Origin of the sequence: Marinibacterium profundimaris (assembly GCF_002210095.1) — a bacterium.
GTDB lineage: Bacteria > Pseudomonadota > Alphaproteobacteria > Rhodobacterales > Rhodobacteraceae > Marinibacterium > Marinibacterium profundimaris.
On sequence record NZ_AQQR01000028.1, the window covers coordinates 13,460 to 40,299 of the forward strand.

Consider the following 26,840-nt stretch of genomic DNA (forward strand, 5'->3'; position numbering starts at 1 on the left):
TCAGCTCTCCTCCCGTTGTGTACCGGTCTTTCGCGTCGCGGCGAAGAGAACCGACAGGCCGGTAAAGCCACCGAGCGCAAGCGCGGTCCATGTGGCAGTGCGGGCATCTCCGTTCATCGCCTGGCTGCCCATGTGAGCGAGCAAAAAACTCGCTGGAATAATCCCGGCCATCGTGGCCAGCGCGAACCTCCAAAGATGCAGCTTGCTCAGACCTGCGGCGTAACTGATCATATCGAAGGACAGAAACGGCAGCAGGCGACTGCCGAAGACCAAGAAGGTCAGAGTGTTCTGCGATCCGAACAGGCCTGTGTTAATCTTCTGACCGAGATGACGCTCAACGAAGGGACGACCGAGACCGCGGGCCAGACCAAAAGCGGCAAGCGCACCGAGTTCCGCGCCAAGAACGACAAAGAGTGTCCCGAACGTGTGCCCATAAGCCGCTCCGGCGGCGAGTGCGATCGGCGCCGAGGGCAGGGGGCTTGCGACGATAGCGATTGTCATAAGCGCCACGATAACAATTGGTCCGGCAAGACCTGCCGCCTCGATCCAGCGGTCAATTTCCGCGCGATCAGGCAGGCGAATGTCAACGCCAAGGACGTCCGGGAAGGCCAATGCGACGACTCCCATCAGGAACACCGCAATAAGAAGGATGCGCATCATCATGGATCAAAACACGGCATAGAGCAGAACGAAGAACGTCGCTGCCAAAAGGTCAAAGGCCACGCAGAATGGAATATACCAGTTCGGAATCCGGGCGAGACGATAAGAATTGTGGTGTGACATGTCCCAAAGGGCGTGCAGGGCCAAGCCCAAGGGAAGGAAAGCCCAATGCCATATCAGCCCCAAAAAGGCTGCCGAGCCGAACAAAAGGGCGACGGCGAGCTCTGCCCAGAACACGCGCGCTCTGCCGTCCGCGGCGCCAAAGCCGATATAGGCACCGCCAATCAAAGCAAGCGTGATCGAAGCAAGAGCTATCGAGCTCTTTTCATCCAAAAACAGGTGAGCCGGCATTGTGAGCAAGACAAACAACACACCAACCCATACGGGAGATCTCAAGATATCCCCGTGTCGATGGTGCGATACGTGATCGCCTGTCTTTTCGAAAATCTGTGCCATGGCTTTGTACCTAGGGATTCCAGCAACTGGAAGGTCAAGGGCTATTCATCCACGCGCGCAACGCAGCGCTCACTCAACCGTTCCACGGTGAGGTCAAAGGACCGATATCAGGACGTATTTGACGCTGACGCCAAGCTCATGTCCGACGCGCGTGGCGATTTTCAGTCATCTTTCGCCTTCTGCCAGACTTGCTGGCAGGCTGAGTAAAGAAACGTCGCTGACCAGGTCAGCAACATGAAGCCCAAAAGCGATTGCAGCATCAGCAACAGTCGAAAGGGCCCGACCACCTCTATGGACGAATAGCCAAGGGTCGAGAACGAGATGCCCGTAACATAGAGAACATCCTGAAACATCGGCGGGCTGTTGCTGAACGATTGCGGCAGAACGCTTGCCACCACCATCGTGTTGAACACGGCGAGCGTCACAAGTTCCAATACGTGCAGCAACAGCAACGCGGAAAACGTCAGGATGATCCGAAAGCCGGAGCCATCCGACCGCTGCGGGGAAAACTTCAGAATGCCCGACAACGCATAATGATGGACAATTCCCATCACGATCGCCGCGCATATTCCGACAAACATAGCCATCAACTCGGTCATACACCCAAACCCGTCTTCCTGTTCAAACAGGTCAATTTGACCATACATCAGGCTTTTAGCACAACGGGACCAATTGATTCTTCACTGGTCAGGCCAACGCGGGGGGCAACCCGTTCAGGGCGACATCCACCGGAACGGTCGGCAAGTTCGATGCGATCCAGCCAGGCCCTTCGCCTGATCCCAACATCCCTTCCGAGATATCGGCGTAGCCCGAATAACCAGCTTGTCTCAACGCTCGAAGCAGCGATGCGGAGCGTCCGCCAGTGGCGCAGATCAGTCCAACAGTGCGATCACCGCTCAGTTCCTTGGCCCTGAACAATCGGTCCGGAAAACCGGACGCGTGCATGCTTATCGGCCATACACCAGCACCTACGCCGGTTTCTTGCCACTCTTTGTGCGTTCTGACATCGATGATCCGCGCCGTATCCGATAGAAGCGCGTCAAAGGCATTCTCTGCCGACCAGACAGATCGGCTCTGCGCCAACAGCGGTGACGCCGCGACGGTCAGCACCGTCATATGAGCACCCAGAACGAAACGGCGCCGGTTCAAATCAAGAGCCATATTCGAAAACCTCATCCTTTGATCGGTTGCGATCCCAAAGGTCACATAACATACGCGCGACGCTACCCGGGAGCACGACACGGTGCAGGCACAGATTTGTATCCATCTGTAGCAAGGGACTGACCTGATACAAACGGCTACAATTCTGCCCATGAAACAGAATGCAACGATGATCTAGGAAGGACGCCATGGGACCGCCACCTCATATCCTTATCGTGGACGACCACGCTCAGATACGCGAAAGCGTCGCGCGCTTCCTGGAGAAGAACGGAATGCGCACGACCGTCGCCAGGGATGCCGTGGAGATGGATGCCAAGCTGGCCACCGGTCACTTCGACCTCCTCGTGCTCGATGTCATGATGCCGGGCGAGGACGGTTTGTCGGTTTGCCGCAGACTTGCGCCAGAGGGTGATCTTCCGATCATCATGCTGACGGCGCTTGGTGAGGAAACGGATCGGATCGTGGGTCTGGAAATCGGTGCGGACGATTATCTCGCCAAGCCGTTCAATCCACGAGAACTGCTCGCCCGCATCAAGTCGGTTCTTCGGAGAAGCAACCGCGACGAACCTGTGGCCGGAAGCCTCGCTGGGAGGAAAGTCTCTTTTGCGCACTGGATACTGGATACCGACCGGCAGGTGCTGATTGACGAGTCCACCACCGAGACCCCATTGACGACCTCCGAGTTCAAATTGCTGGCGGTCCTGCTGGAACGCGCGAGGATGGTGCTCAGCCGTGACCAGTTGCTTGACCTGACCGCTGGGCGGACGGCAGGCCCGATGGATCGAACCATCGACAATCAGATCAGCCGTCTCCGCCGCAAAATCGAGCCGGATGTACTTAGGCCCAGTGTCATCAAAACGGTGCGGAACGGCGGATACTGTCTGGCTGCCGATGTCGAGGATGCGCCGTGATGCGCCGTGCGATGAGGTCTCTGAGCGGCCAGTTGATCCTGCTTGTGGTCGCGGCACTTGTCGTGGCCCAGGCGATCAGCCTGTTCCTGTTCGCTGACGAGCGCACCCTTGCGATTCGTGCCGCATTGGGGTTCGAGGCCGCCGGTCGCGCAGCAAATGTCGCGCGGTTGATCGAGGAGGCCCCGCCGGAGTTGCAGGACTCGATCCTCCGCGCGGCGAATTCGCCATTGATCCGGTTTGATCTGTCGGACGTTCCGAGCGTGGAACACACCGGTCATTCGGATGGCGGCATCGTGGAAGGACGCATACGCGCGCTTCTGGGCGATAACTACAGCCGGGATATTCGCGTTGAACTGCACGAGGTCGAGGGCGCGTTGCGGCCCCTTCCCAATCTCTCGGACGAGATGACAGAAATGCATCTCGCGATGATGCGCGGAGAGTTGACAGCGGTTGAAATGAACCTGTCCATCGCCATCAAGGGAGCGCGTTGGCTGAATGTCGGAACGCGGTTCGAGCGACCGCCGATCCAATGGCCTTTCTATTCGATGCTGACCTTCGGGATTTCCGCCGGACTGCTTCTGGTGGCGATCTTCTGGTTTGTAATGACGCGCCTGACGCGTCCTTTGCGGCACCTGTCGAAGGCCGCGGACCATCTTGGCCGGGGCGAAGATGTGGGCGAATTGGCGGTCACAGGGCCGACCGAGGTCAGAGATCTGACCGTCGCATTCAACCGCATGCAACGACGGCTGACCCGGTTTGTCAGTGATCGTACACGTATGCTCGCAGCCCTTGGCCACGATTTACGCTCGCCGTTGACTGCCATGCGTGTCCGCGCGGAGCTGGTTGACGAAGAAGAGACGCGGGACAGCCTCATCGCATCGGTCGAAGAGATGCAGAGTATGGTCGAAGCGACGCTCACCTTTGCACGCGGCCTTACCGGATCCGAAGGTGCCGAAGTGGTCGATCTGCGCAATTTTCTGGACAGCTTGTGCAGCGATATGGCGGCACACTGCACCTTTGCCCCGAGTGATGATGTTGCCGTGCGGCTTCGACCCAACGCGTTCCGAAGGGCACTGAGGAACTTGCTTGAGAACGCCGTTCGCTACGGTGGTGCCGCAAAAGTCAGCTGGGCGACCCACGGTTCGAACCTCGTACTCAACATCGATGACAATGGGCCCGGCATTCCCGTCGACCAGTTGGAAAAGGTCTTCGATCCGTTCTATCGCCTCGAGCAATCGAGGTCTCTGGAAACGGGCGGTTATGGGCTTGGGCTCTCAATCGCGAGGACAATCGTCCAATCCCATGGCGGCGATATCCAGCTGGTCAATCAGAACAGCGCGGGTTTGCGCGCTGTTGTCACCATCCCGTTGGATGAAACCGAACTGACCGAAGGAGAAACAGATGAAACTGAACGCGTTGATCCTGCCGTTGCTGGCCAGCTTGCCCGCCAGCATGGCGCAGGCTGATGGACCAGGCTCCTGGACGGGGCACATGTGGGGCAGTGGCTATGGCTTTATGGGCGGCTTCATGATGCTCGCCTTCTGGGGTGCGCTGATCGCATTGGTGGTGTTTCTGGTGTTCAGGCTGCGGGACAATGGCACCCGTCCCCTGGACTCGGACGCGCAGGAAGCGCTCAGGCGCCGCTTTGCAAATGGGGAAATCGACGAAGAAGAGTTCCGTCGCCGCAAAGCAACGCTCGACGAATAGACCCCGCCGCGGACGCCAAAGCCGTCCGACGCGACGCCCACCGACGCTGAATAGGAAAGAACGCCATGGTCCCGGAAATTGGTCACTTCGCACTGGCCCTCGCACTGGCGCTTGCGCTTGTTCAGAGTGTTCTACCGATTGCAGGTGCGTCGCGTAGAAATGCCGTCTGGATGAAATCCGCCCAGGCGACGGCAATAGGACAAGTGCTGTTTGTGGCCATCGCCTTCGCAGCGCTGATGCAGGCTTTCATCGTCAGCGATTTTACCGTCAGGAACGTCGTCGAGAACTCCCATTCGCTCAAGCCAATGCTCTACAAGGTGGCCGGGACCTGGGGCAGCCATGAGGGTTCGCTGCTGCTCTGGATCCTGATACTCGCGGTGTTCGGCGCGGGCGTCGCCTGGTTCGGATCGAACATCCCCGCCGAGACCAAGGCGCGCACCTTGTCGGTGCAGGCGTGGATCAGCGTCGGCTTCCTGTCCTTCCTGCTGCTGACGTCGAACCCCTTCGAGCGGGTGTTTCCGCCGCCGCTCGACGGCAATGACCTCAACCCGTTGCTTCAGGACATGGGTCTCGCCATGCACCCGCCGCTCTTGTATTTCGGGTATGTCGGCTTCTCCATCGTGTTTTCCTTTGCCGTTGCGGCTCTTCTGGAAGGGCGCGTCGATCCGGCCTGGGCCAGATGGGTCCGCCCGTGGACATTGGCCGCGTGGGTCAGCCTTACGGCAGGTATCGCTCTTGGATCGTGGTGGGCCTATTATGAACTGGGCTGGGGCGGCTGGTGGTTCTGGGACCCGGTCGAAAACGTGAGCTTCATGCCCTGGCTTCTGGGCACGGCGCTGCTGCATTCCGCCATCGTCACCGAAAAGCGCGACGCGTTCAAAAGCTGGACCATCCTACTTGCCATCCTGACTTTCTCGCTTTCGCTGCTCGGGACGTTCATCGTCCGGTCAGGCCTGCTTACATCCGTGCATGCCTTCGCCGTCGATCCAGAGCGCGGGCTTTACATTCTGGGTCTGCTGGCCGTGTCCATCGGTGGGTCGCTGGCGCTCTACGCCTGGCGGGCGCCCGAAATGGAGCCGGGTGGTCTGTTTCGCCCGATCAGCCGCGAGGCCGGGCTGCTCGTGAACAACCTCATTCTGGCCGCCGCTACGGGAACGGTCCTGTTCGGGACGCTTTATCCGCTGATCCTCGAGGCTATCACGGGGGACAAGATCTCGGTGGGTCCACCTTTCTTCAATGCGGCTTTCATTCCGATGATGCTGGCGCTGGTCGTGTTCATGGGTCTTGGTCCATTCCTGTCGTGGAAGCGGGCTGATATCGCCGGGTTGCTCGATCGCATTCGGTTCGTGGTCGTTCTGGCGTTCATCGCAGCTTTGGCCGCATGGTATCTTCTGAACGGTGGGCCGATCATGGCCTATCTTGCCATCCTTGGCGCAGCGTGGCTGCTTTTTGCAACCCTACGGGAATGGGCGCTACGCATCCGCCTGTTCGAGGTTCCCCTTGCAGAGAGCGCGAGACGCGCGCGCAACCTGCCACGCGCCTCTCACGGTATGACACTCGCCCATGCCGGCGTCGCTGTGTTGATGATGGGGATGATCGGCTCGACCGGATGGAAGAGTGAGGAGATCGTCTTTGCCGCCCCCGGGACCGAAGTCACGATCGCGGGGTTCGACATCACCTTCGAAGGGGCCACACAGGTTCAAGGGCCGAACTACATCGCGGATCGCGGCACCCTTGTGGTCCGTCGGGATGGCGAGCTGGTCACGACGCTTTTCCCAGAACGCCGGTATTACCCGGTCGCGGAAAGCCAGACGACGGAGTCGGCCATCCGCTCTACATTGGCGGGTGATCTCTATACGTCGATTGCAACGCCAGCCTCCGATCAAGTGAACAACGCCGGAGCATGGACCCTTCGGATCCTCTATGAACCGCTCGTCAACCTGATCTGGATCGGCTCGATCCTGCTGGTGATCGGTGGCTGTTTGTCCTTGTCGGATCGCCGTTTGAGGGTCGGGGCGCCGCGCCGCGCCAAACAGCCAGCCAGCGATGCTGTTCCTGCCGAGTAGGAGAGAAGATGAAACGTCTCATTGCCGGGCTGCCGTTTATTGCGGCGGTCATATTCGGGGGTTTTTTTCTCTGGGGGCTCAATCCCGACCGGGATCCCAACGAGATCCCTTCCGTCCTGATCTCGCAACCGGCCCCGGCGTTCGACCTCGATCCCGTGCCGGGGTTGGAGACACCCGGCCTGGCCCGAAGCGATCTTGTAGGCAACGAACGACCGGTCGTGGTCAATGTCTTTGCGTCCTGGTGCGTGCCCTGCCGCGCGGAACATGCCGTGTTGACACGCTTTGTCGAACGCGAGGGCATGCGGTTGTTCGGCATCAACTACAAAGACAAACCAGAAGATGCCGTGAAGTGGCTCAATGACCTCGGCAATCCCTACGAACGGATCGGGTCCGACCTTTCAGGCCGGACAGGGATCGAATGGGGCCTTTCAGGCGTGCCGGAAACCTTCATCGTCGATGGCGATGGTACTGTTCTGTTTCGCTATGTCGGGCCGGTCGTGGGTCCGGACGCCGTCGAACGGTTCACGCAAGCCCTGAAGCAGGCAGGCGCACTGCCAAAGGGAGCAGCATCATGAGACAGTTGATTTTCGCGTTTTGCATCGGGCTCTTTCCCTTTGCCGCCAATGCGGTCGAACCAGACGAAATGCTGACCGACCCGGTATTGGAACAGCGTGCGCGGGAGATTTCCAAGGATCTGCGATGCGTCGTCTGTCAAAACCAGGACATCGACAGTTCGAACGCGGGTGTGGCGCGGGACTTGCGTCTGCTCGTACGCGAGCGACTGGTCACCGGAGACAGCGACGCGGAGGTGATCGAATACATTCGGGCGCGGTACGGGGATTACGTGCTGCTCAAACCGCCTCTGGAGCCTGCGACCTACGCGCTTTGGTTTGCGCCGATCGCTTTCGTTCTGATCGGGGTTTTCGTTGGTGGCGGGGTACTGATGAGTCGGCGAAAGCAAGAGGCTTTTGAAGATTTGGGCGCGGAGGATGAGAACACCGTGTCCGAAATTCTCAGACAAAACGAAGCGGGGGATGCGTCATGATCTGGGGTATTTTCGGTCTTCTGACGCTGGTCGCGATCGGAATAGTCCTCTACCCGCTGCTGCTGTCCAAATCGAACACTCTCACCAGAGGAGATGCGGTACCGGCCATCCTCGCCGATCAGATGCAGGAAATCGAACGAGACATGGACCGCGGTTTGATTTCTGAACAAGAAGCTCAAGCAGCCAGACTCGAGATCAAGAAACGGATCCTCGCGACGACCCGCAATTTGGAAGCAAAAGCCGGATCGTCCCGTAGTGGTGGCAGAGGCACTCTTGTTGTCGCGGCGGTCCTCGCGCCGGTTATTGCCGCGGGCTACTATCTGACAATGGGATCGCCGGAGGTGCCTTCAATGGCCTTCGCTGCCCGTGCAGAGGAGCGCGCACAGACTGATGAAGTGACGGCGCTGGCAATACAACTTCGCGAAAGGCTTATATCCGATCCGACCGGCGGCCCCAGCGAAGGGTGGATGCTGTTGGGCCAGACCTATCAGCGCATGGGCAGAACAGTTGATGCTGTCGAAGCATTCGAAGTTGTCGCCAAACGGGAGGATGCCACCTCCGCGACATTCTCCATGCTGGCGGAGGCTGTCGCGGTTGCCAATGATGGCGTTGTTATTCCACGGGCGAAATTGGCCATTGATCGCGCTTTGGAACTTGACCCATCCAATCCTGCGGCAACCTATTTCGAGTCTCTCTACCATCTTCAAAAAGAAGAGACGCGTAAGGCCTACGATCTGCTCGTTTCCCGGCTGAACCAGGAAAAGACGTTCGTGCCCTGGATGGAAACATACGTTTTGCAAATCAACCGGATTGCAGCGGCAGCTGACCTCCCGGTCGTCAATCTACCCAGCGGGCCGACATCCCCACCCGGCCCGAGTGCGGCAGATGTTGCGACGGCGTCGGAGATGAATGACGCGGACCGCGCGGAGTTCATCCGATCGATGGTCTCGCGGCTGGCCGAGCGTCTTGAGGATGAACCGGACGATCTGGATGGTTGGATGCGGCTGGCAAACGCCTATACGGTCCTTGAGGAGCCCGATCGCGCCGTTGAGGCCTACCGCAAGGCTGAAGCGCTGTTGGAGCAGCAGCCCGCCAGTGATCCTCGGCGTGCGGCGGTCCGTGCCGCGCTTGAGCGGCTCGGCGGCTGACTGCTGGTCGGTGTCCCGCCCGGGCAGGTCACTCCTGTCCGGCAACCTTTGCGGAAACATCCCGACCGCTGGCTTGCGCCAAGGCGTCCATCACGTCTTCGGTTGTTAGCAATTCGGACAGCACAATGCCGTTCGGTGCCGATGGTCCGTAGACGGCATTGAAGGGGATGCCGTATCTGCCGAAACTCTCAAGGTAGCGGGAAATGCGCGTGTCCGGGCGTGTCCAATCTGCCTGCATCGCCGTGACTCCAGGCGCTTCAAGCGCGCTCCGGACTGGCTCCCGGTCGATGACAAGTGTCTTGTTCGCTTTGCAAGTCAGGCACCAGTCAGCGGTCACATCGACAAAAACGACCTCTCCTGCGGACACGCGTTTCGCTATGTCCGAACGATCAAATGCGATCCAAGCCATTGCCAACTGCGGCGTCGAACGCGCAGGTGCTGATTGCTGCAAGAGAGGACCTGCGGCAATGGCCAGGACAAGGCTGGCTATGGCAATAGACCACCTGAACTGGGACTGCACATTCGGGAGAGATAGTGTCAGAACGGCGAGACCGGACAACGCCGCGACCGCGATGACAGACACAAGCCCGGCGACACCGTCGAGCACCCAGAACAGCCACACGGCGGTTGCAAGCAACAAGACCCCCATGACGCTTTTGATGATCAGCATCCATCGACCAGGCTTAGGCATGAATGCGACCAGACGCGGGAACGCGGCGATGACGAGATAGGGCAGGGCGAGGCCGAACCCGAGGCTCGAAAAGACAATGAGGATGTCCAAGCCACGCCCGGCCAAAGCAAAGGCCACAGCGGTGCCGAGGAACGGTGCCGAACAAGGCGTCGCCATGACGGCACCGAACATGCCAGTGAAAAAGTCGGCGGAATACCCGTTGCGTCCACCGGCCCCTGCAAGCCGCGTTTGAATGCCGTGTGGAAGGGCGAACTCGAACGCTCCGAACAGATTTGCCGAAAAGACGAGCAGAACAGCGATCATCACCGCAAGAAACAGCGGGCTTTGAAACTGCAGACCCCACCCGACGCTGAGGCCTGCCGTCTGGAGCGCCCAGAGGACGAGCGCCAGACCCCACATGAACGTCATGATGCCGGCGCTGGCAGCGACGAAACCGAACCGGACACGGGTTGTGTCGTGATCGGTGTGTTTGAGCACAGACGACACCTTGATGGACAGCACCGGCAGCACGCAGGGCATCACATTCAGGATCAATCCGCCCAGCAGCGCGATCGCGGCAATCCAGATCAGTTCCATCATGTCCGGTGTCGTGGCGGCCAGCTCAAAGGGTGGTGCTATTCCTTGCGCCACGCGATCCGCGATGATCGTGAAGGCCCGGTTCTCGCCGTCGGTGACGGTAATCGACGGAGCCACTGTCACATCCGTATTCGACGAGAGGATCGGCAAGCGCGCCCAAAGCAAACGATCCTCTTCTCCCAAACGGATATCGGGTTTGCCAAGCGCAACACCCATACCCAGTTCGGGAAACACATCCGGCGACTGGAGTGGTTCATCGACGCGAAGGCTGACGATCAACGCCGTGAGGTCTTCGTCGATGAAGGCATTTGCCTCGCTGACGCCGCTCGTCTTGGCCCCTTCGGGGACGCGCTCGGAAAACGTACCGATCAGCCCAGCCGAAGTGCTGTCGATGACGTTGCCCCGTCCGAGGCGAAGTGACAGGTCAAACTCTTCCGGGACACAGACATTGGAGCACACCAGCAGTTTGACCTGCGCGGAAAGAGTCACAGGTGCGCCGGGATCTTCGAGCGTTATGCGCAGCGGAAAGACGACTTCACCCGCATAACCAAAATTTTCGATGCCGAAGGCGGTGAAGCGCGTCGGGGCGGGCCACATGAATTCGACATCTGCGACGTTTTCGGAACCGCTCCATTCGACCGAAGGCGGTATTCCCACCTCGCCCGCCGACCGCCAATAGGTCTTCCAGTTTTCGTTCAGTTGAAGGTGAAGCCCGGCTGACAGAGTCTGTGTGTTCTCGGGAACGCCGTCCTGTACACTAATGAGATGCGCGGTGAGTGGCGCGCTCTGGTATTCAGCAGAGGTTGCTGCCGCGACACTTCCAGAGACAACGGCCAGGAGCACGAAGGGAATAAGCAAAACCCGTCGCAGGATCAAAAGGCAATCGATCAAGATACCTGCTTCCTTCCCATATTTTCCGCAGATTTCGCCAGGACGGCGGAAATTGCGTCAAAGTCCACCTGTGGCAAAACCCTGACGACCGTCCGCACAGACAATTCGCGCAACGCCAGTCGCAGAAGATGAAAGGGTTCGACACCCATCCGGCAGAAGGTCTGACGCTTGCTTCGTGGACACGATAGCGCCGCGATCCGAGCAGTCTTCAAGACTTCCTGCACATCCCCCAAGCATGAAACCCGACAACAGCAACGCGCCTACGCGTACCTTCCCGCGCACATCACGGCCTGTCGCGGACCACGACTGGAATCGCGGAGGTTATGGGCTCGGTCGTTTCCTCGATAGTATCCTTTGCCTTGTCGGAATGGCACGATTTTCCCATGAACTTGTGCATCACGAGATGCGCCCCAACGCACAGCAGGAGCGGGGCGAAAGCCGCTGCATTGCCCCACATGCCCGCCAATGTGCCGCCGGCAAGAAAAAACCCCGCAACGGGCAGCAGCATGACGACGCAACACGCCATCATACCATAATGCATGAGCCTGTCCGTGATCGGCTTTTTTCTGTGGCTGTGGTGGTCCATGACACCCTCTTTGTCTCGTTCCCGGCGTCATTTGCGACCCTCCAGCAGGGTAAGGTCAAGGATACAAATGGATACACTTCTCGCGGCCTTGTCAGGTTGCCTGATGCCGGGTCTCCCGTAAAAGACATGTACAAACCGTAGGCTAGGAGTGTGTCATGACGACATCGCGAAACAACAAGATCAATCGACGAAGCCTGTTGGGGTATGCGGCTGTCGCTTTGGTTGCACCAAGCGTGGTTCGAGCCGAAACCATTCGCCGCAACATTTCTTCTTTCCGAGTTCATGACTGGCAAGATCACTTCGACGCACTCGGAAAGGGGATCATCATCTCCGATACCGTGACGAAGGCGCTCCAGCATTGGACATCAGATGGCGAAATGCGGATCTACCCAACGTCCGTTCCGCTGACCGACGAACTCACCAAACGCGGTTACACCGAAGTGGTGGAAAAACGCAAAAACCCCAGCTGGGCGCCAACGCCCTCCATGCGGGAACGCAATCCGGAATGGCCGGCTCGTGTCGAGGGGGGTGATCCGGACAACCCATTGGGTACTCGTGCACTGTACCTGTCGTGGCAGTACTACCGTATTCACGAGACACAGGATACGCGCAAGATCGGCCGCCGGTCGTCAAACGGCTGCATCGGCCTGTTCAACGCACAGATCGAGGAAGTCTACGAGCGGGCACCTGTCGGCACTCAAGTCAAACTCATCTGACCCAACGGGCAAGGCGGAAGATACAGGCATGGACAAATTGACTGCGCTGATTGGTGCCGTTTTTGTTATCGGCGGGGGTTTTGCCGTTTGGCAGTTCGTTGGAGCGGAAGATACAGCGGTTGGCCACTCCATGACGCCACCCGACACAAGTGAGATCGCTGAAGGCGGCCCGATCGTTCAGGTCCAGCTGCCTTCCCAACTCTCGCAACAGGCGGCGCTTGGAAAGAGCATATTCGAGGCAAAGTGTTCCGAGTGTCACGGCGAAAATGCCGCCGGTCGCAACGGTGTTGCGCCGCCTCTCGTGCACAAGATCTACGAACCGAGCCACCATTCGGACATGGCTTTTGTTCTGGCAGCTCAAAACGGCGTCCGTGCACATCACTGGAATTTCGGTAATATGCCTAAGATCGAGGGATTGACCCAAGGAGACGTCAAGATGGTGGCCGCCTATGTCCGCGAATTGCAGCGGGCCAACGGGATCAACTGATGCGTTGGTCGAAGACGAACCGATGGATTCTGTCGGCCGTTTTCGGCCTTTTCCTTGTAGTTCTCGGGGTGCCAGAGGCGCCGGTATATCATGGTGAAACGTCGTTGGGGCAGGAATACCATGGTCACGAAGACGCAGGGCCATCGACCGAGGCCTCTGGCCACTGCCATCCAGGCCTCGATTGTTCTGTCCCGGCAGCGTTATTGCTTCAGCCGAACATGGCGTACGAGCCTTCTTTTCTGAAAGCCGTCATGCAAGACGGCGCGACCCAACGAACCGAGTTGCGCCCCACCAGCGATCCTCCACCGCCGCGACGGTGGGTCTGATTTCACATCGCTCGAAAAGCAGACCCAAAGAAGGATCGAAGACATGAAAAAGACGACTATCGTAGCGGCAGTGTTGATTGCAGGTACTGCGGTCGCGGCATTTGCGCATAGCGGTGCCACGGGCATCGTAAAGGAACGCATGGATGCCATGGCCGCCATGGGAAAGGCAGTCAAAACCGTAGCCCCGATGATGCGGGGCGAAACGGCCTATGACGCAGAAATAGTGGGCGATGCAGCGCGCCTGTTCCAGCAGCACGCCGGTGAGAGCATGACAAAGCTGTTCCCAGAGGGCACAGGTGGCATGCCCTCGGAAGCCAAAGACGAAGTGTGGACCGATTGGGACCGCTTCGCAGCACTGGCAAATCAGCTGGAAGAATACTCTGAAGGCCTGAAACGCGCAGCCGACAATGGGCTAGGCGGCATGGGCGGCAATACCTCCACGGATGGCGCCTCGATGATGGGCGGCGGATCCATGATGGGAAGCGATACAACCATGATGGGCGGGAGCACGATGATGGGCAGCGGCGGCATGATGGATGCTGCCGCCATTGCCGAAATGCCCGCCGACGCGGCATTCGCGATGACGACACAGGTCTGTTCCGCATGCCATGAACGCTTCCGGGCGGAAGAAGACTAACCATGCGCCGGTTTTTGAAACTCGTCACCGGGGTCGCCGTGCTGGGCGCGGCCGGCCTCGGCGTGGTGATTGCATGGCCTGTCCGCAGTGCAGTGACTCCGATTGCAACAGAGGGCAATGTCGACCGGGGCGCATATTTGGCGCGCGCCAGTGGGTGCATTGCCTGTCATACCAATTTTGAAGCGGGCGGCGCACCACTTGCCGGAGGGGCGCCGCTCGAAACCCCGTTCGGAACGTTCTATCCGCCCAACCTGACGACCGACCCCGAACATGGCATGGGCGAATGGACGGCAGAACAGTTCGCAAAAGCCGTGCGGCAGGGGATCGGCCCCGATGGAACGCCCTACTATCCATCTTTCCCATATACGTTCTATGCGGATTTTTCTGACCAGGATATCGCTGACCTCTGGGCGGCGTTTCAAACCGTGCCGCCCGTGGACGAACCTGCACCAGAAAACGATGTCAGCTTCCCATTCGATCAACGATGGGGGCTGAAGCTCTGGCGAGCGGCGTTCTTCTACGATCCGGATACCGAACCGGTTGAAGGGCGAAGCGGCGCATGGAATCGCGGACGGGAATTGGTGCGCGGTGCGGCACATTGCGGAGCCTGCCATACGCCGCGCAATCTTGCAGGAGGTCGCGATATCGGTGCTTCCTTTGCAGGCAACGCCCAGCTTCCCGGTGGCAGCAAGGCACCCGCGATACGGCCAAAAGACCTGGCCAAAAATGACTGGACGGTTTCAAACCTCGCTTATGCGCTCCAGACCGGCATCATCCCTTCGGGCGATGCTTTCGGCGGCAGCATGGCGGAAGTGGTTCGCGAGGGAACTCGGTTTCTGACACCTGCCGATCGCGAAGCGATGGCGCTTTTCCTGCTGAACAAGGACACGGTCGAGGCGGAGAACCCCGCGTCGAACTAACACCACGCGGGGGCAACAAGCCCCCGCTTTCTCGAGGATCGAAATGAGACAAACACGTCGGGATTTCTTGCGCCATGCAACACTGGCGGCCTGCGCGGCGGCCATCCCGCGGTCGGCTTTTGCCGCAACCCCGTTCGAGGACGTGGTTGCCAAGGTTGCACGTCAACAGCTTCTTCCGGACACCTACCCGGAAACAGAGATCTGGGGCTATGACGGCCTTGTTCCGGCCCCGGAAATCCGGGTCGCTCAAGGCGATCGGGTGCGCCGCAGGTTCCGCAACGAGGTACCCGATCCCAGTTCGGTTCACTGGCACGGAATCCGGATCGATAACGCGATGGATGGCGTTTCAGGGCTGACCCAAGAGCCCGTGGCACCTGGTGAAACCTTTGACTACGACTTCGTCGTACCGGACGCCGGGACCTATTGGTACCACGCGCATAATCGCTCATACGAGCAGGTCGCGCGTGGTTTGCGCGGTGCTTTGATCGTCGAAGAGGCCAATGGACCGGACATCGACCGCGAGGAAGTCATCGTTCTGGAGGACTGGTTGCTCGATCCCGAAAGCGGGCAGCTTTTCGACAATTTCGAGCAGCCTATGATGATGAGCCACGGTGGACGCATCGGCAACTTTATCACGACCAATGGGCGCTATGACCTGACCTTGTCCGCGAAGCGCAACGAACGCATTCGCTTGCGGATCATCAACGCAGCAAGCGCGCGGATTTTCCCGCTGACGCTCTCGGGGTTGAGTGGCTGGAGGGTGGCCGTCGATGGAATGCCAATCGGCCAACCCCAGCAGATTGACGGCGAGTTGATCCTCGGCCCGGCACAGCGCGTCGACTTAATTGTCGATGTGACCGAAGACGAAGGCGGCGTGGCCCATTTGCTGCGCATCGGCGATGACGATCAACCGACCCCGCTCGTGAGTTTTCCGATCGACGGCACAGCCAGTTCAGTACCAAGAGGCAAGCCACTGCCGTTGCCGCCGAACCCCGCAGCAAACGCCCCGGACCTTGCCGATGCGCGAGATTTGCGACTGGTCATGTCCGGCGGTGCAATGGGGCGGATGCAGTCCGCGTTGCTCGGTGGGGAACGTCTTGGATTCCGTCAGCTTGCCCAAGCGGGCAAATTCTGGGCCCTGAATGATGTCGCCGATATGACCGACACGCCACTGGCCGATCTATCCCTGAACGAGCCGGTGCGCTTGAAGATCGAGAACCAGACCGTGTTCCCACATGCGATGCACCTGCACGGGATGCATTTCCGTGAGCTGCGCCCCGACGGCGCGTTCGGGCCGATGCGGGACACGATCCTGTTGGCCGGCAACGAGTCCCGGGAGATCGCCTTTACGGCAGACAATCCCGGCAAGTGGCTGTTCCATTGCCACATGCTCAGCCACGCCGCGTCCGGCATGACGACCTGGATACGGGTCACATGAGGTATCTCGTTTGGTCCGTTCCGATCACTGTCGCAGCAGCCGCCTTCACGTATTGGCTCTCGACCAGTGCATCCTCGGATGTCGGCAGCGCGTCCAAGGCGGAGAGCTACGACATCGAAGAAGGCGCGTTGCTCTACGCAGAAAACTGCGCGTCTTGTCATGGCGTGGATCTGGAAGGCCAGCCGGAATGGCGAACGCCGGGCGCGGATGGGCGCTTGCCAGCACCACCGCATGATGAGACGGGTCACACCTGGCATCATCCTGACAGCCTGCTCTTCGATTACACAAAACTGGGGGGTGCAACGCTTCTGGCGCGTCAGGGCGTCGAATTCGACAGTGGCATGCCCGGTTTCGCAGACGTGCTGACCGACCAGCGAATTCACAACATCCTGGCCTTCATCCGGTCCACCTGGCCAGACCGCATCCGCGAAGTCCAGGCCGCGCGGACAGAAGCCGACGAACAACGGGGAGAGAACTAAAATGCGTTTCAGACAAGCCTTCACGACGGTCGCGATAGCTGCCTTGCTTCCGATACCGGCACTCGCGGACGAACTGTCAGAGTCCCGGGTCAAGGAACTTGTGCTCGAGGCAATCCGCGAGAACCCGGAGATTGTCATGGAGGCCGTGGCGATCCTCGAACAAAGGCAGGCGCAAGCGCAGGAGCTCAGTCAGGCCCAAGTTCTGAATGACCAGCGCGATCTGATCGAGAACGATCCGAATGCGCCGGTTCTCGGCAACCTGGAAGGGGACGTCACTGTTGTGGAATTTTTCGACTACAACTGTCCCTATTGTCGGCGGGTCAAACCCGAGGTGCGGGCTTTGATCGAAGACGATCCCAACATTCGCCTCGTCTATCGTGAATGGCCCATTCTCGGAGACGGATCGGTGTTTGCCGCGAAAGCGGCCTTGGCAGCGCGCAAGCAGGACAAATACGAAGAGTTTCACTGGGCAATGATGGGGCTGGAAGGCCGCGCGGAAGAGGCCTCCGTGCTGCGCGTGGCCGAGGAGATCGGCCTGGATATCGCGCAGTTGCGCAAGGACATGGAGGCCCCCGAGGTCGAAGAGCACATTGCGACCTCCATGCAACTGACCCAAGCTCTGGGCTTTAACGGCACGCCGTCTTTCGTGATCGGGGATGCGCTGGTCCCGGGCTTCGTCGAAAAGGCGCAGCTTGCCGACTTGGTCGAGGAAGCCCGCAAAGTCGAAGACTGAAATTCTGTGCCCGGACCACCCTTGGGTGGTCCAGGCACTGCATCAAGCGGCCGCAGGTTCCACGTTGTAGCCCGCATCCCGAATGATCGCTTGGACCTGATCGGCTGGTAACACGCTGTCGACATGCACCTGTCGGGCAGAAAGGTCACATTCTACGCCTGCATTCGGATCTGCGCTCTTCACCGCGCTTTCGATTGCTGCGGTGCAATGCCCACAGCTCATGTCCGGAACGCTGAACTTCATCGGAACCACTCCTTGATCTGATTTCTATCGGTGACATGGGGCTTCCCCCCGCTGGAAGGTCAAGTGAAGAAATTTATTTGGCGCCCTCCCATTGACCCTCCAGTAACTGGAAGCCTCATATTCCACTTCGAATGGAAAAACAGGTGACACATATGCCCGAACCCAAACAGATCAGCCTGCCGATCGAAGGCATGTCATGCGCGTCCTGCGTTGGCAGGGTCGATCGCGCATTGAATGCAATCGACGGCGTAGAAGATGTGTCGGTGAACCTTGCCTCGGAAACTGCTCGCATGAGCGTGGACGCGCTCAAGCGCATTCCCGACATCATCGAATCCCTTCGCGAGCTGGGCTACCCCGCGCGGAAGGCCAGGGCCGAACTCACGATTGCAGCGATGTCCTGTGCCTCTTGCGTCGGGCGGGTCGATAAGGCGCTTGCCGCGGTGCCCGGGGTGGTCGAGGTGAACGTCAACCTCGCCTCAGAGACGGCGACGGTCGTTTACGTCGAAGGTCTTGTCACGACATCCGATCTGATCGAATCAAGCGGCGCGGCAGGGTATCCAGCAACCGTGGCAACGGCCCAGGCCGGTGACGACAGAGTTGCGCGCAAGGAGGAAGAGGCTCAGGCGCTTGCCAAACGGGTCACCTTTGCGGCCATCCTCGCCTTGCCGGTCTTCCTGATCGAAATGGGTGGCCACGTCATTCCGGCCGTTCATATGCTGATCGAGACCACGATTGGCCAGCAGACGAGTTGGCTTCTTCAGTTCGTGCTGACGACAATCGTTCTCTTCGGCCCGGGCCGGACGTTTTACACCAAGGGTTTCCCGGCCTTGTTCCGGGGTGCCCCCGACATGAACAGCCTCGTCGCGGTCGGCACCGGGGCGGCTTACCTTTATTCCGTGGTTGCGACATTCGTACCGTCGGTCCTGCCTGACACGCTGCGCACCGTCTATTTCGAGGCGGCAGCGGTCATCGTCGTTCTGATCCTTCTGGGGCGGTTTCTTGAAGCGCGCGCCAAGGGGAGAACGGGCGCGGCCATCCAGAAGCTATTAGGGCTTCAGGCGCGGACTGCACGCGTGATGCGGGACGGAGAAAGCGTCGAGATCGAGATCGATGCGCTGGTTCAGGGTGACATCGTCATCGTGCGCCCTGGTGAACGCATCGCGGTCGATGGCGAGGTCATCGAGGGGACCAGCCGCGTCGACGAAAGCATGCTGACAGGCGAGCCGATCCCCGCTGAAAAAGGTGCCGGAGATCCGGTGACCGGCGGGACGGTCAACGGCGCCGGAAGCCTGCAGTTCCGCGCCACGCGGGTCGGCGCCGACACGACCCTGGCGCAGATTATTCGCATGGTCGAAGAGGCCCAGGGCGCCAAACTGCCGATCCAGGGATTGGTCGACCGGATCACCTTGTGGTTCGTACCTGCCGTCATGGCGATCGCGGCGGCGACCGTGCTGGTCTGGCTGGTTTTCGGGCCTGATCCGGCCCTGACAATGGCGCTGATCGCCGGTGTGTCGGTGCTGATCATCGCGTGCCCCTGCGCGATGGGGCTTGCGACGCCGACCTCGATCATGGTCGGGACGGGACGTGCTGCGGAAATGGGCGTCCTGTTCCGCAAGGGCGACGCCTTGCAGCTACTTGATTCCGTTGATGTGGTCACCCTCGACAAGACAGGCACGGTGACCGAGGGGCGACCCGCACTGACTGACCTTGTGCTGGCGGAAGGGTTCGATCGTTCAACAACGCTCTCGAAGATCGCCGCCGTGGAGTCGCTCTCCGAGCATCCTGTCGCGGACGCCATCGTCCGCGCCGCCCGGGGCGACGGCGCCCCGCTTGTGGGGGCCGAAGGTTTCCAGTCGGTCACCGGTTACGGCGTGCGCGCCTTGGTCGAAGGCGCGGAGGTGTTGGTTGGGGCCGACCGCTACATGACGCGGGAAGGCATTGACATCTCGGCATTGGCACCAGAAGAAACGAAGATCGCGAGCAAGGGTCGGACGGCGCTTTACGCTGCCATAGATGGACGTATCGCCGCCGTGATCGGCGTCGCCGATCCGGTCAAACCGGCAAGCCGCGCAGCCATCGCAGCGCTGCACGAAAAGGGTCTTGCGGTTGCGATGATCACCGGGGACAAACGCGAAACCGCCGAAGCCATCGCCCGCGAAACCGGCATCGACCATGTCGTCGCCGGCGTTCTGCCAGACGGCAAGGTCGCGGCGCTCAACAGTTTGCGCGAGGGCGGCAAGCGCATCGCCTTTGTCGGCGACGGGATCAACGACGCCCCGGCGCTGGCGCATGCCGATGTGGGCATCGCCATTGGAACCGGCACCGATGTGGCCATCGAATCTGCGGATGTCGTCCTGATGTCGGGCGATTTGCGCGGCGTGGTGAACGCCTTCGAAGTATCGCGGCGGACCATGCGCAACATCCGGCAGAACCTGTTCTGGGCCTTTGCCTACAACGTGGCACTTATTCCGGTCGCTGCCGGGGTGCTCTATCCGGCCTTTGGGTTGCTCCTGTCACCAATCCTTGCGGCGGGTGCGATGGCGTTGTCCTCGGTGTTTGTCCTGACCAATGCCCTGCGGCTGCGGCGCATCGCGCCTGCGATGGACGAGCAGCGCGCAATCCCGGCAGAGATGGCAGCCGCCACTCCTGCTCCAGCAGAATAACGGAGGTCCGACATGAACATCGGAGACGTTGCCCGACAATCGGGTGTGCCCGCCAAGACGATCCGCTACTACGAGGACATCGGTCTGATCCGCCCGAACCGTAGCGAGAACGGCTATCGCGCGTTCACCGAGAACCACGTTCACAAGCTGGCGTTTCTGGGTCGCGCACGGGCCTTGGGGTTCACCATCGAAGATTGCAGGACGCTCCTGTCGCTCTACGAGGATGAAAACCACGAAAGCATGCAAGTGAAGGCGGTTGCGGAAGACCATCTGCGCCAGATCGAGGAAAAGATCGCGAAACTGCAATCCATGCGCGCGACGCTCGCCGAACTGGTGGAAAAATGTGCCGGGGATCACCGGCCCGACTGCCCCATCATCGAGGATCTGTCGCCGGAGCGGTTGGCCAAGTGACAGGCAAGAAGGGGCTGTACCTCAGAACCAGATCGCGCGGACCGGCATCCAGATACCCATGAAGATCATCATCAGGTTTTCCGTCAGCGAAATGAACCCCAGCGGGACGGAACTGTCACCGCCGACGCAGGCGCATTTCAGCTCTCTCTTGTCGATATAAACAGCCTTGAACACGCTGACAGCGCCGACCGTGCCGATAAACAGGGCGACAGGCGCCGAGAGCCACAGCAGCGCGCCGGCAGTCATCAGGACACCTGCCAACGCTTCGCCGAACGGGTAGACCTTGCCGTATCGCACCCATTTGCGCGCCAGCAGATCGTAGTTGAGGAACATCGTCGAAAACCCTTCGACATCCTGCAATTTCTGGATCGCGAGAATGGTCATGGACAGCGAAATGAACCATTCGAACCCCCGCAAGGTAAGGACCGACCCGTACTGGTGCCAAGACAGGCCCAATGCCAACAGCGCGGCAACGGAAAAGATCGCGATGACCGGCTGGTAGGTCGTGTCGCTTTGCTCTTCCTCGGGTGGGTCAATGTCGAAAAACACCCTGAGATCATCGTAACCGCCGATCCGTTCGTCCCCGATGAAAGTCTGCGGCGTCGTCTCGACCCCGTGCTTCTCCATGAAAGCATCGGTGTCTTCACGGGTGTCAAGCGGATGGTCTTCCACCTCGAAGCCTTGCCGCTCCAGCAGGTCTTTCGATTTCAGACCGTAGGGGCAGACATGGCCCGGCATGACCATGCGATAAAGCTGCGCGGATTTACTGTCTGTGTCGCGGGGCATGTCCTTTCCTCCTTATCCGCTGCACGTAAGTTGACCACGGAACCCGGCTTCGTAGTCGGTTCCCGCGCTGACGATCAGATCGGTCAGGTCACCGTTCGTCTCTGCGATCTCGGCCGACAGCGGGCCTTCAGAAAATGCATTTTCGCCCTGCGCATTCAGGCGCACCAGATCACCGCTGATCTTCATTGCGGCGGCAGACCCTTCGCCGGTTTCACCAGTCACCAGTACAGCCGGACTGTCCGAGGTGTAAGCAAAGCGGCAATTTCCGCCATTCGGGAACACCGCAGCGATTTCGTCTTCCGTCAGAAACTCAGGATCGACCTTCGACACGACCTCCGTTTGAAGCGCCTGTTGCGCATCCACAACCTGCGCCGGCGTTTCGCTTCGCGTGGCCGATGCTTCGCCGTTTGCTCCAATGTCAGCAATAAGGTAGCGCATTTCGGCGATTTCCTTGTCCTGCGCATAGATAATGTCGTCTGCGAGCCCCCGGACGCGCGGGTCGGTGATCTCGGCACGAGTCGACGTCATGATGGCGATCGAGTGGTGCGGGATCATGGCGCGCATGTAGGACCTGTCCTGCACCGTGAATTGCCCGCGAACCAGCCAGAGGCTCGCCGCGAAAAGGACTATTGCGCCAACGAAAATCGCGATGTTGGCTTTGGTGTTCTGATACATGGACAACATGTACGCCAACATGATCACGGCCATGGTCGCCCCCATCAGGATGGCCATGTAAAGGCGTGTCTCCGAAAAGAAGATATGGCCCCAAAGATAGGTGTTCAGGTACATCAGAACGAACATGACCACGGTCGATGTTCCGATCATCATAAAGAATCGTGAGTAGTGCATTTCCAGTCACCTCCTTGCAGTTCTCTGTAAAACAACAACATTCCAGCGCTGGAGAGTTCCAAAAGCACGAATTTTCGTAGTTTCAAGGCAACAAAGGCGCGTCGTTTGCCCCGGTTCACGGCTTCTTTTCTTTGCCCCTGACGCGCACTGAATTTTCATGGGTCCGAGGAGATCGCGCCATGCAGAATTTCACGAGACGAGAATTGATTTGTGCCGGAGCGATGGGTTGCTTTCTGCCCACAACTGCCTGGGCCCACAAAGTCAAATTGCCCGAACGGTTCGAACCACAATTGGTAAACACCCGTCGTGGTGACTGGGTTAAAGGCGATGTCCACGTCGTTCCCGACGATTTTTTCCTTTATTTCATGCTCGAGGACGGGATGGCGATCCGCTACGGGGTCGGGGTAGGGCGCAAAGGTTTGTACGAACCCGGAGAGTTCACGGTAGCGCGCAAGGCCAAATGGCCATGGTGGCGGCCAACGAACGCCATGATCCGGCGCGAGCCACGCAAATACGCAAAGTACAAGGATGGACTGAAAGGCGGGCCAAACAACCCGCTCGGGGCCCGCGCGCTCTATCTCTACGATGCCGAGGGACGCGATACCTATCTTCGCATTCATGGAACGAACGCCCCGGAGACAATTGGGTCTGCCGTGTCGAATGGATGCGCGCGGTTGACGAATGAACATGTGAAGAATCTGTACGAACGCGTTGAAATCGGCGCCCGCGTCTTCCTGTATCCCAAAGTGACAACGGCGTGAGGAGTGTTCTGTCGCCTTGAAGTTCCTCTTCCGGAAATGGCACAAGTGCGGCAGTTGGCGAAAGCCAGTCTATCATTCATGAGGTGACGGAATTGTCTTTGAGCCGGAGGTCTTTCCTTGGCGGGATGACCGTTGCGCTGGCTGGTACCCGCTTGCCAGCAGCGACACACGAGTTGATCCTCGCGCCCCAATCGATCAAGGCGCACCTTGCTGGGTACGACGTGTCGATGTTGGGCTTCAACGGTGGTCTGCCGGGCCCAGAAGTCAGAATGCGACAAGGACAAACCGCCCGCATTACCCTCGATAACCGATTGGAGGAGGGCGCTCTCGTTCACTGGCATGGGTTGCGGGTTCCAAATCGGATGGATGGTGTCAACGTCCTCACTCAGGATGTGGTCATTCCGGGCGACTCGTATCGTTATCAATTCGGCGTCCCGGATGCCGGCACGTATTGGTATCACTCGCATTACCTGTCTTACGATCAGGTCAGCCGCGGTCTTTTCGGCGCCTTCATCGTCGAGGAGCAAAATGCGCCGGCTGTCGACCATGACATCGTTGTTCAGTTCTTCGATGTCTTGCTGGATCAGTCCGGGCAGTACGACGAAGCGTTCAACCCGGCCCATTTCGCAACCGAGGGCCGTATCGGCAATACGGTCACGGCACTTGTTTTCAATGGAACCGGCAAGACTGTGAAACGAGGCGACCGTCTGCGACTGCGTCTCATAAATCCCTCTATCGACAGGGTGTACCGTGTCGGCCTGGATGGTTTGATAGGCAAGATCGTTGCACTGGATGGCATGCCTCTGGCGCATCCTCGGACGCTCGAACCGATCCTTCTCGCTCCGGGGCAAAGATGCGATGTGATTGGTGATGCGACCGGGCCTATTAGATTCGACGACAGCTTTGGAGAACAGACGTTGAGCCTTGGCGAAATCGCTGTTTCCGGTTCCCGTGAGCCCGCGAAAGCGCCCATCACCGCATTGCCCGCCAACCGAATGCCCGCCCCGAAAGACCCCGGCCAAACCGCGGAGCTGGTGCTCCAGGGAGGTGCGGGAAGCGCGTCCCACAACGGCACAGGGACATGGGCGCTCAATGACGTATCCGGCCTGCCTCGAAGGCCTTTCCTATCCGCCGCGCAGGGGACGACCGCGCGCATTTCGATCCGCAACGAAACCGGGTTCCCACACGTCATGCATCTGCATGGCCACCATTTCTGGGAACTCGATGCGGCGGGTGAAGCCGGTCCATACCGGGACTCGACCTATCTGGATACCGGCGAGACGCGGGATATTCTCGTCGTCCTGGACAATCCGGGATCGTGGATGCTGCATTGCCACATGTTGAGCCACCAGGCCGACGGTATGGCAACGTGGATCAGAGTCGGCTGAGGGTCGCGACGGATACATACCGTTACAAATCTCTGAATGATAACAGCCCTTCTGCCGTTTACGTAACCTGACAAGCGAGAAACAGGTCCATCGATTGCCAACGGGAGCGTTCATTGACCCTGACACCAAAATCTCTCGGCATGACTGCGGCGGCAGGATCAGCCGCCTTGCTGTTAGGGGCCTTCGTTTTCCAGGCTCTTGGCTACGCGCCTTGCGCAATGTGCATCTGGCAACGCTACCCACACGCAATCGCCATTGGAATGGGCGCTATGTTGCTCTTTGCTCTGCCGATCCTCCCAATCCTGATAATCGGTGCCCTGTCGGCACTCAGCACATCCGCGTTGGGAGTGTTTCATACCGGGGTCGAGCGCGGCTGGTGGGAGGGACCGACTTCTTGCACAGGATCCGGCCTCGATGTCTCTCAAATGTCGGTATCGGAATTGCTGCCCTCTGCCAGTTCAAGTGCTTCGACTCTTGTTCTGTGCGATGAGGTTGTCTGGGAATTACTGACGTTGTCCATGGCCAGTTGGAACGCGATCCTGAGCGGTGTCCTTACTTGCCTCTGGTTAGTCGCGATCGCAAAGAGCCTTAAGGTTCGGTGGCGTGGGGCAGCGGACGTTTCTTGAAACGTCCCGCATTCATCGAAAACAAACAAAGGGCTTCGTTTCATGGTTACAAGACGACACTTTCTTGCACTCTCCGGCTCGCTGTTTTCAGCGTCTCTGAGTTCACCAGCATTCGCTAAGACCTGGCCGACAACAGCCGAAAAAGCAGCTTGGGATGCGCAGGTCACGCCCGCCAACTATGACGCGGCAACAACCAACCCATGGGGGCTGCATCCCAGGCTGCTGCCGCAACGCGTGTTGGCAAATGACGGTTTGCGCCCGGGTGACATTCACGTCGATGCGATCGCGCGCTATCTGTACCATATCGAGGAAGGTGGCACCGCGATGCGCTACGGGGTCGCGATTGCCAAGGGCAATCTCTACGAGCCCGGCACCTACACGATTCGTCGCAAGGTCGAATGGCCACACTGGACGCCGACGCAGTCGATGATTGAGCGAGACCCAGATGCATTCGCTCAGTTTGCCGATGGAATGGAGCCCGGCCCGGAAAATGCCTTGGGGAGCAGGGCTTTGTATCTATTCGTCGGAGATCGGGATACGTACCTTCGTATCCATGGGACACCCAGCCCACGCAGCATTGGCGGCCGGGCCAGTTCGGGATGCGTGCGCATGGTGATGGCCCACATCAATGATCTCTATCCGAATGTCGCTGTCGGATCGACGGCGTTCCTTTACTCGGCCGAGGACAGCGTTACCGCTCGAAGCTGATCAATTCGTCGGACAGCGCATCTTGGGCTCACGCGCTGAGGACAGCGTCATGCAGGAAAATCTTGCAACGAATTGTTGGACGAACACTCACGGCTGTGTCGCAAGTGAATTTTCGAACTGTGCGATCGCTACGGATTTATCGTCCTCATCGTTCTCGAACAGCTTTCTGGTTCGCACACCCGGCAACTTGCCAAAATCCGCCATCAGGCGCTTTGGAAAAAATGTGCGTCCAATGGATTCAAATCCTGGTAATTGTCTGAGTACCGCGGAGGTACTGGCACTACAAAAACCGGAAGCGGCTGGGCCGCTGGCAATTGCAAGCTGTAAGGCCTGCTCCGCGACTTCGGGAGACACATCGATCTCTTGTATGACGACATGGTAGGTCTCCCGAGCATGAGCCCGCGCATAAAAATCGGCCACTTGTGGAGTAATGCCATAAAGCACATCTCCCCGTTCCGGTACCGCGCTCAGCCGGACCGTTCCTGCCGGATCGAAGATAACACGCTGCGACCCATTAATCATGACGCTGGTATGCGCACCCGCCCCGGACCTGTTATTGATCATGGTGTACAGCGTCAGCGCGGCCGGTCCGTCGTGACGGTAGGATGCACTACTGATGACTTCGGCTGAAGCATCAGGGCGCATGTCGTTTCCTGCACCGCACCCCGCCAAAATTACCAAGGTTAGAACTGAGAAAATGCGGTTCAAAAAGAGCACCCTGCAGCCTCCTGCCATGGGTGAATAATTGAATTTTCGGGATATTCAGGTCCT

General features: G+C 59.2%; 30 protein-coding genes. 20 read left to right on the top strand and 10 right to left on the bottom strand.

The genetic code is table 11. The annotated features are described in order from the left end of the window. The 4 genes from ATO3_RS26165 to ATO3_RS26180 form a co-directional block, all read right to left on the bottom strand. On the bottom strand, positions 1-663 hold the full coding sequence (locus tag ATO3_RS26165; protein ID WP_007803355.1) for a TVP38/TMEM64 family protein: 663 nt from the start codon (positions 661-663) through the stop codon (positions 1-3). Positions 664-666: 3 nt separating this feature from the next. After that, a complete protein-coding gene (locus ATO3_RS26170) occupies positions 667-1,116 on the bottom strand; it encodes a DUF6010 family protein (RefSeq protein ID WP_007803357.1) in 450 nt (149 codons plus the stop codon). Positions 1,117-1,277: 161 nt separating this feature from the next. Further along, a complete protein-coding gene (locus ATO3_RS26175) occupies positions 1,278-1,715 on the bottom strand; it encodes an ion channel (RefSeq protein WP_012187040.1) in 438 nt (145 codons plus the stop codon). A gap of 88 nt (positions 1,716-1,803) precedes the next feature. Next, on the bottom strand, positions 1,804-2,277 hold the full coding sequence (locus ATO3_RS26180) for a rhodanese-like domain-containing protein (RefSeq protein WP_008327269.1): 474 nt from the start codon (positions 2,275-2,277) through the stop codon (positions 1,804-1,806). 188 nt (positions 2,278-2,465) lie between these two features. On the opposite strand from ATO3_RS26180, the gene ATO3_RS26185 reads away from it, so the two are divergent. The 7 genes from ATO3_RS26185 (at position 2,466) to ccmI (ending at position 9,154) form a co-directional block, all read left to right on the top strand. Further along, a complete protein-coding gene (locus tag ATO3_RS26185) occupies positions 2,466-3,188 on the top strand; it encodes a response regulator (protein ID WP_007803380.1) in 723 nt (240 codons plus the stop codon). Further along, entirely contained in the window at positions 3,188-4,654 is a 1,467-nt protein-coding gene (locus ATO3_RS26190; RefSeq protein WP_088652797.1) for an ATP-binding protein, read from the top strand. Before ATO3_RS26185 ends, ATO3_RS26190 begins: the two co-directional genes overlap by 1 nt. Continuing rightward, positions 4,590-4,895, top strand: a complete 306-nt coding sequence (locus ATO3_RS29375) for an SHOCT domain-containing protein (RefSeq protein ID WP_233152327.1) — start codon at positions 4,590-4,592, stop codon at positions 4,893-4,895. The genes ATO3_RS26190 and ATO3_RS29375 overlap by 65 nt, the downstream gene beginning before the upstream one ends. A gap of 65 nt (positions 4,896-4,960) precedes the next feature. Continuing rightward, a complete protein-coding gene (locus ATO3_RS26200) occupies positions 4,961-6,961 on the top strand; it encodes a heme lyase CcmF/NrfE family subunit (RefSeq protein ID WP_040884124.1) in 2,001 nt (666 codons plus the stop codon). Positions 6,962-6,969: 8 nt separating this feature from the next. Next, entirely contained in the window at positions 6,970-7,536 is a 567-nt protein-coding gene (locus tag ATO3_RS26205; protein ID WP_007803389.1) for a DsbE family thiol:disulfide interchange protein, read from the top strand. Beyond that, positions 7,533-8,006: a cytochrome c-type biogenesis protein gene (locus tag ATO3_RS26210; RefSeq protein ID WP_088652798.1), complete on the top strand. Its 474-nt coding sequence runs from the start codon at positions 7,533-7,535 to the stop codon at positions 8,004-8,006. The genes ATO3_RS26205 and ATO3_RS26210 overlap by 4 nt, the downstream gene beginning before the upstream one ends. Beyond that, complete coding sequence (ccmI, locus tag ATO3_RS26215) at positions 8,003-9,154, top strand: c-type cytochrome biogenesis protein CcmI (protein WP_088652799.1); 1,152 nt, start codon at positions 8,003-8,005, stop codon at positions 9,152-9,154. The genes ATO3_RS26210 and ccmI overlap by 4 nt, the downstream gene beginning before the upstream one ends. Positions 9,155-9,182: 28 nt before the next feature. Here ccmI and ATO3_RS26220 read toward each other — a convergent pair whose 3' ends face one another. Beyond that, positions 9,183-11,312 carry a protein-disulfide reductase DsbD family protein gene (locus tag ATO3_RS26220; protein ID WP_088652800.1) on the bottom strand — a complete coding sequence of 710 codons (2,130 nt, stop codon included), beginning with the start codon at positions 11,310-11,312 and terminating at the stop codon, positions 9,183-9,185. A 283-nt stretch (positions 11,313-11,595) separates the two neighbouring features. Further along, positions 11,596-11,898 carry a DUF2933 domain-containing protein gene (locus ATO3_RS26225; RefSeq protein WP_043754567.1) on the bottom strand — a complete coding sequence of 101 codons (303 nt, stop codon included), beginning with the start codon at positions 11,896-11,898 and terminating at the stop codon, positions 11,596-11,598. A gap of 155 nt (positions 11,899-12,053) precedes the next feature. Between ATO3_RS26225 and ATO3_RS26230 the strand changes: the two genes are divergently transcribed. From ATO3_RS26230 to ATO3_RS26260, 7 genes are all read left to right on the top strand, one after another. Then, the gene (locus ATO3_RS26230; protein WP_088652801.1) at positions 12,054-12,614 is read left to right on the top strand and encodes a L,D-transpeptidase; all 561 of its coding nucleotides are present in this window, start codon (positions 12,054-12,056) and stop codon (positions 12,612-12,614) included. 28 nt (positions 12,615-12,642) lie between these two features. Continuing rightward, complete coding sequence (locus ATO3_RS26235) at positions 12,643-13,101, top strand: c-type cytochrome (protein WP_078523124.1); 459 nt, start codon at positions 12,643-12,645, stop codon at positions 13,099-13,101. A 369-nt stretch (positions 13,102-13,470) separates the two neighbouring features. Further along, positions 13,471-14,064 (top strand): c-type cytochrome, encoded by a 594-nt coding sequence (locus ATO3_RS26240; protein WP_088652802.1) that lies wholly within the window; start codon positions 13,471-13,473, stop codon positions 14,062-14,064. A 2-nt stretch (positions 14,065-14,066) separates the two neighbouring features. Then, the gene (locus tag ATO3_RS26245; RefSeq protein WP_088652803.1) at positions 14,067-14,984 is read left to right on the top strand and encodes a c-type cytochrome; all 918 of its coding nucleotides are present in this window, start codon (positions 14,067-14,069) and stop codon (positions 14,982-14,984) included. Positions 14,985-15,027: 43 nt separating this feature from the next. Beyond that, positions 15,028-16,422: a multicopper oxidase family protein gene (locus tag ATO3_RS26250; RefSeq protein ID WP_058239069.1), complete on the top strand. Its 1,395-nt coding sequence runs from the start codon at positions 15,028-15,030 to the stop codon at positions 16,420-16,422. Then, complete coding sequence (locus ATO3_RS26255; RefSeq protein WP_040182556.1) at positions 16,419-16,901, top strand: c-type cytochrome; 483 nt, start codon at positions 16,419-16,421, stop codon at positions 16,899-16,901. The genes ATO3_RS26250 and ATO3_RS26255 overlap by 4 nt, the downstream gene beginning before the upstream one ends. Before the next feature lies 1 nt (position 16,902). After that, a complete protein-coding gene (locus ATO3_RS26260) occupies positions 16,903-17,634 on the top strand; it encodes a DsbA family protein (protein ID WP_009807488.1) in 732 nt (243 codons plus the stop codon). Positions 17,635-17,676: 42 nt separating this feature from the next. Here ATO3_RS26260 and ATO3_RS26265 read toward each other — a convergent pair whose 3' ends face one another. Beyond that, complete coding sequence (locus ATO3_RS26265) at positions 17,677-17,877, bottom strand: heavy-metal-associated domain-containing protein (RefSeq protein ID WP_007803412.1); 201 nt, start codon at positions 17,875-17,877, stop codon at positions 17,677-17,679. Positions 17,878-18,029: 152 nt separating this feature from the next. On the opposite strand from ATO3_RS26265, the gene ATO3_RS26270 reads away from it, so the two are divergent. Next, positions 18,030-20,540 carry a heavy metal translocating P-type ATPase gene (locus ATO3_RS26270; protein WP_088652812.1) on the top strand — a complete coding sequence of 837 codons (2,511 nt, stop codon included), beginning with the start codon at positions 18,030-18,032 and terminating at the stop codon, positions 20,538-20,540. 12 nt (positions 20,541-20,552) lie between these two features. Continuing rightward, entirely contained in the window at positions 20,553-20,951 is a 399-nt protein-coding gene (cueR, locus tag ATO3_RS26275) for a Cu(I)-responsive transcriptional regulator (protein WP_088652804.1), read from the top strand. A 21-nt stretch (positions 20,952-20,972) separates the two neighbouring features. Here cueR and ATO3_RS26280 read toward each other — a convergent pair whose 3' ends face one another. Together ATO3_RS26280 and ATO3_RS26285 are read right to left on the bottom strand one after the other, a co-directional pair. Continuing rightward, positions 20,973-21,737 carry a MauE/DoxX family redox-associated membrane protein gene (locus ATO3_RS26280; protein WP_012187037.1) on the bottom strand — a complete coding sequence of 255 codons (765 nt, stop codon included), beginning with the start codon at positions 21,735-21,737 and terminating at the stop codon, positions 20,973-20,975. 12 nt (positions 21,738-21,749) lie between these two features. After that, positions 21,750-22,586 (bottom strand): DUF305 domain-containing protein, encoded by an 837-nt coding sequence (locus ATO3_RS26285; RefSeq protein ID WP_012187184.1) that lies wholly within the window; start codon positions 22,584-22,586, stop codon positions 21,750-21,752. Positions 22,587-22,765: 179 nt separating this feature from the next. Between ATO3_RS26285 and ATO3_RS26290 the strand changes: the two genes are divergently transcribed. The 4 genes from ATO3_RS26290 to ATO3_RS26305 all read left to right on the top strand — a co-directional run bounded on the left by ATO3_RS26290 (position 22,766) and on the right by ATO3_RS26305 (position 26,069). After that, positions 22,766-23,347 carry a L,D-transpeptidase gene (locus tag ATO3_RS26290; protein WP_082204816.1) on the top strand — a complete coding sequence of 194 codons (582 nt, stop codon included), beginning with the start codon at positions 22,766-22,768 and terminating at the stop codon, positions 23,345-23,347. Positions 23,348-23,472: 125 nt separating this feature from the next. Continuing rightward, the gene (locus ATO3_RS26295) at positions 23,473-24,735 is read left to right on the top strand and encodes a multicopper oxidase family protein (RefSeq protein WP_007803424.1); all 1,263 of its coding nucleotides are present in this window, start codon (positions 23,473-23,475) and stop codon (positions 24,733-24,735) included. Positions 24,736-24,848: 113 nt separating this feature from the next. Next, positions 24,849-25,361, top strand: a complete 513-nt coding sequence (locus ATO3_RS26300) for a disulfide bond formation protein B (protein WP_456298938.1) — start codon at positions 24,849-24,851, stop codon at positions 25,359-25,361. Positions 25,362-25,403: 42 nt separating this feature from the next. After that, positions 25,404-26,069, top strand: coding sequence for a L,D-transpeptidase (locus ATO3_RS26305; RefSeq protein ID WP_088652806.1), 666 nt, complete (start codon positions 25,404-25,406; stop codon positions 26,067-26,069). A gap of 87 nt (positions 26,070-26,156) precedes the next feature. Here the strand turns inward: ATO3_RS26305 and ATO3_RS26310 are convergent, their stop codons facing one another. Then, entirely contained in the window at positions 26,157-26,714 is a 558-nt protein-coding gene (locus ATO3_RS26310; protein WP_233152328.1) for a hypothetical protein, read from the bottom strand. Positions 26,715-26,840: the final 126 nt, after the last annotated feature.

What these genes read in the sequence shown, in the direction of transcription:
- ATO3_RS26165 (WP_007803355.1), bottom strand. Translation starts at nt 663, where the DNA reads ATGATGATGCGCATCCTTCTTATTGCGGTGTTCCTGATGGGAGTCGTC.
- ATO3_RS26170 (WP_007803357.1), bottom strand. Translation starts at nt 1,116, where the DNA reads ATGGCACAGATTTTCGAAAAGACAGGCGATCACGTATCGCACCATCGA.
- ATO3_RS26175 (WP_012187040.1), bottom strand. Translation starts at nt 1,715, where the DNA reads ATGACCGAGTTGATGGCTATGTTTGTCGGAATATGCGCGGCGATCGTG.
- ATO3_RS26180 (WP_008327269.1), bottom strand. Translation starts at nt 2,277, where the DNA reads ATGGCTCTTGATTTGAACCGGCGCCGTTTCGTTCTGGGTGCTCATATG.
- ATO3_RS26185 (WP_007803380.1), top strand. Translation starts at nt 2,466, where the DNA reads ATGGGACCGCCACCTCATATCCTTATCGTGGACGACCACGCTCAGATA.
- ATO3_RS26190 (WP_088652797.1), top strand. Translation starts at nt 3,188, where the DNA reads ATGCGCCGTGCGATGAGGTCTCTGAGCGGCCAGTTGATCCTGCTTGTG.
- ATO3_RS29375 (WP_233152327.1), top strand. Translation starts at nt 4,590, where the DNA reads ATGAAACTGAACGCGTTGATCCTGCCGTTGCTGGCCAGCTTGCCCGCC.
- ATO3_RS26200 (WP_040884124.1), top strand. Translation starts at nt 4,961, where the DNA reads ATGGTCCCGGAAATTGGTCACTTCGCACTGGCCCTCGCACTGGCGCTT.
- ATO3_RS26205 (WP_007803389.1), top strand. Translation starts at nt 6,970, where the DNA reads ATGAAACGTCTCATTGCCGGGCTGCCGTTTATTGCGGCGGTCATATTC.
- ATO3_RS26210 (WP_088652798.1), top strand. Translation starts at nt 7,533, where the DNA reads ATGAGACAGTTGATTTTCGCGTTTTGCATCGGGCTCTTTCCCTTTGCC.
- ccmI (WP_088652799.1), top strand. Translation starts at nt 8,003, where the DNA reads ATGATCTGGGGTATTTTCGGTCTTCTGACGCTGGTCGCGATCGGAATA.
- ATO3_RS26225 (WP_043754567.1), bottom strand. Translation starts at nt 11,898, where the DNA reads ATGGACCACCACAGCCACAGAAAAAAGCCGATCACGGACAGGCTCATG.
- ATO3_RS26230 (WP_088652801.1), top strand. Translation starts at nt 12,054, where the DNA reads ATGACGACATCGCGAAACAACAAGATCAATCGACGAAGCCTGTTGGGG.
- ATO3_RS26235 (WP_078523124.1), top strand. Translation starts at nt 12,643, where the DNA reads ATGGACAAATTGACTGCGCTGATTGGTGCCGTTTTTGTTATCGGCGGG.
- ATO3_RS26240 (WP_088652802.1), top strand. Translation starts at nt 13,471, where the DNA reads ATGAAAAAGACGACTATCGTAGCGGCAGTGTTGATTGCAGGTACTGCG.
- ATO3_RS26245 (WP_088652803.1), top strand. Translation starts at nt 14,067, where the DNA reads ATGCGCCGGTTTTTGAAACTCGTCACCGGGGTCGCCGTGCTGGGCGCG.
- ATO3_RS26250 (WP_058239069.1), top strand. Translation starts at nt 15,028, where the DNA reads ATGAGACAAACACGTCGGGATTTCTTGCGCCATGCAACACTGGCGGCC.
- ATO3_RS26255 (WP_040182556.1), top strand. Translation starts at nt 16,419, where the DNA reads ATGAGGTATCTCGTTTGGTCCGTTCCGATCACTGTCGCAGCAGCCGCC.
- ATO3_RS26260 (WP_009807488.1), top strand. Translation starts at nt 16,903, where the DNA reads ATGCGTTTCAGACAAGCCTTCACGACGGTCGCGATAGCTGCCTTGCTT.
- ATO3_RS26265 (WP_007803412.1), bottom strand. Translation starts at nt 17,877, where the DNA reads ATGAAGTTCAGCGTTCCGGACATGAGCTGTGGGCATTGCACCGCAGCA.
- ATO3_RS26270 (WP_088652812.1), top strand. Translation starts at nt 18,030, where the DNA reads ATGCCCGAACCCAAACAGATCAGCCTGCCGATCGAAGGCATGTCATGC.
- cueR (WP_088652804.1), top strand. Translation starts at nt 20,553, where the DNA reads ATGAACATCGGAGACGTTGCCCGACAATCGGGTGTGCCCGCCAAGACG.
- ATO3_RS26280 (WP_012187037.1), bottom strand. Translation starts at nt 21,737, where the DNA reads ATGCCCCGCGACACAGACAGTAAATCCGCGCAGCTTTATCGCATGGTC.
- ATO3_RS26285 (WP_012187184.1), bottom strand. Translation starts at nt 22,586, where the DNA reads ATGCACTACTCACGATTCTTTATGATGATCGGAACATCGACCGTGGTC.
- ATO3_RS26290 (WP_082204816.1), top strand. Translation starts at nt 22,766, where the DNA reads ATGCAGAATTTCACGAGACGAGAATTGATTTGTGCCGGAGCGATGGGT.
- ATO3_RS26295 (WP_007803424.1), top strand. Translation starts at nt 23,473, where the DNA reads ATGACCGTTGCGCTGGCTGGTACCCGCTTGCCAGCAGCGACACACGAG.
- ATO3_RS26305 (WP_088652806.1), top strand. Translation starts at nt 25,404, where the DNA reads ATGGTTACAAGACGACACTTTCTTGCACTCTCCGGCTCGCTGTTTTCA.
- ATO3_RS26310 (WP_233152328.1), bottom strand. Translation starts at nt 26,714, where the DNA reads ATGCGCCCTGATGCTTCAGCCGAAGTCATCAGTAGTGCATCCTACCGT.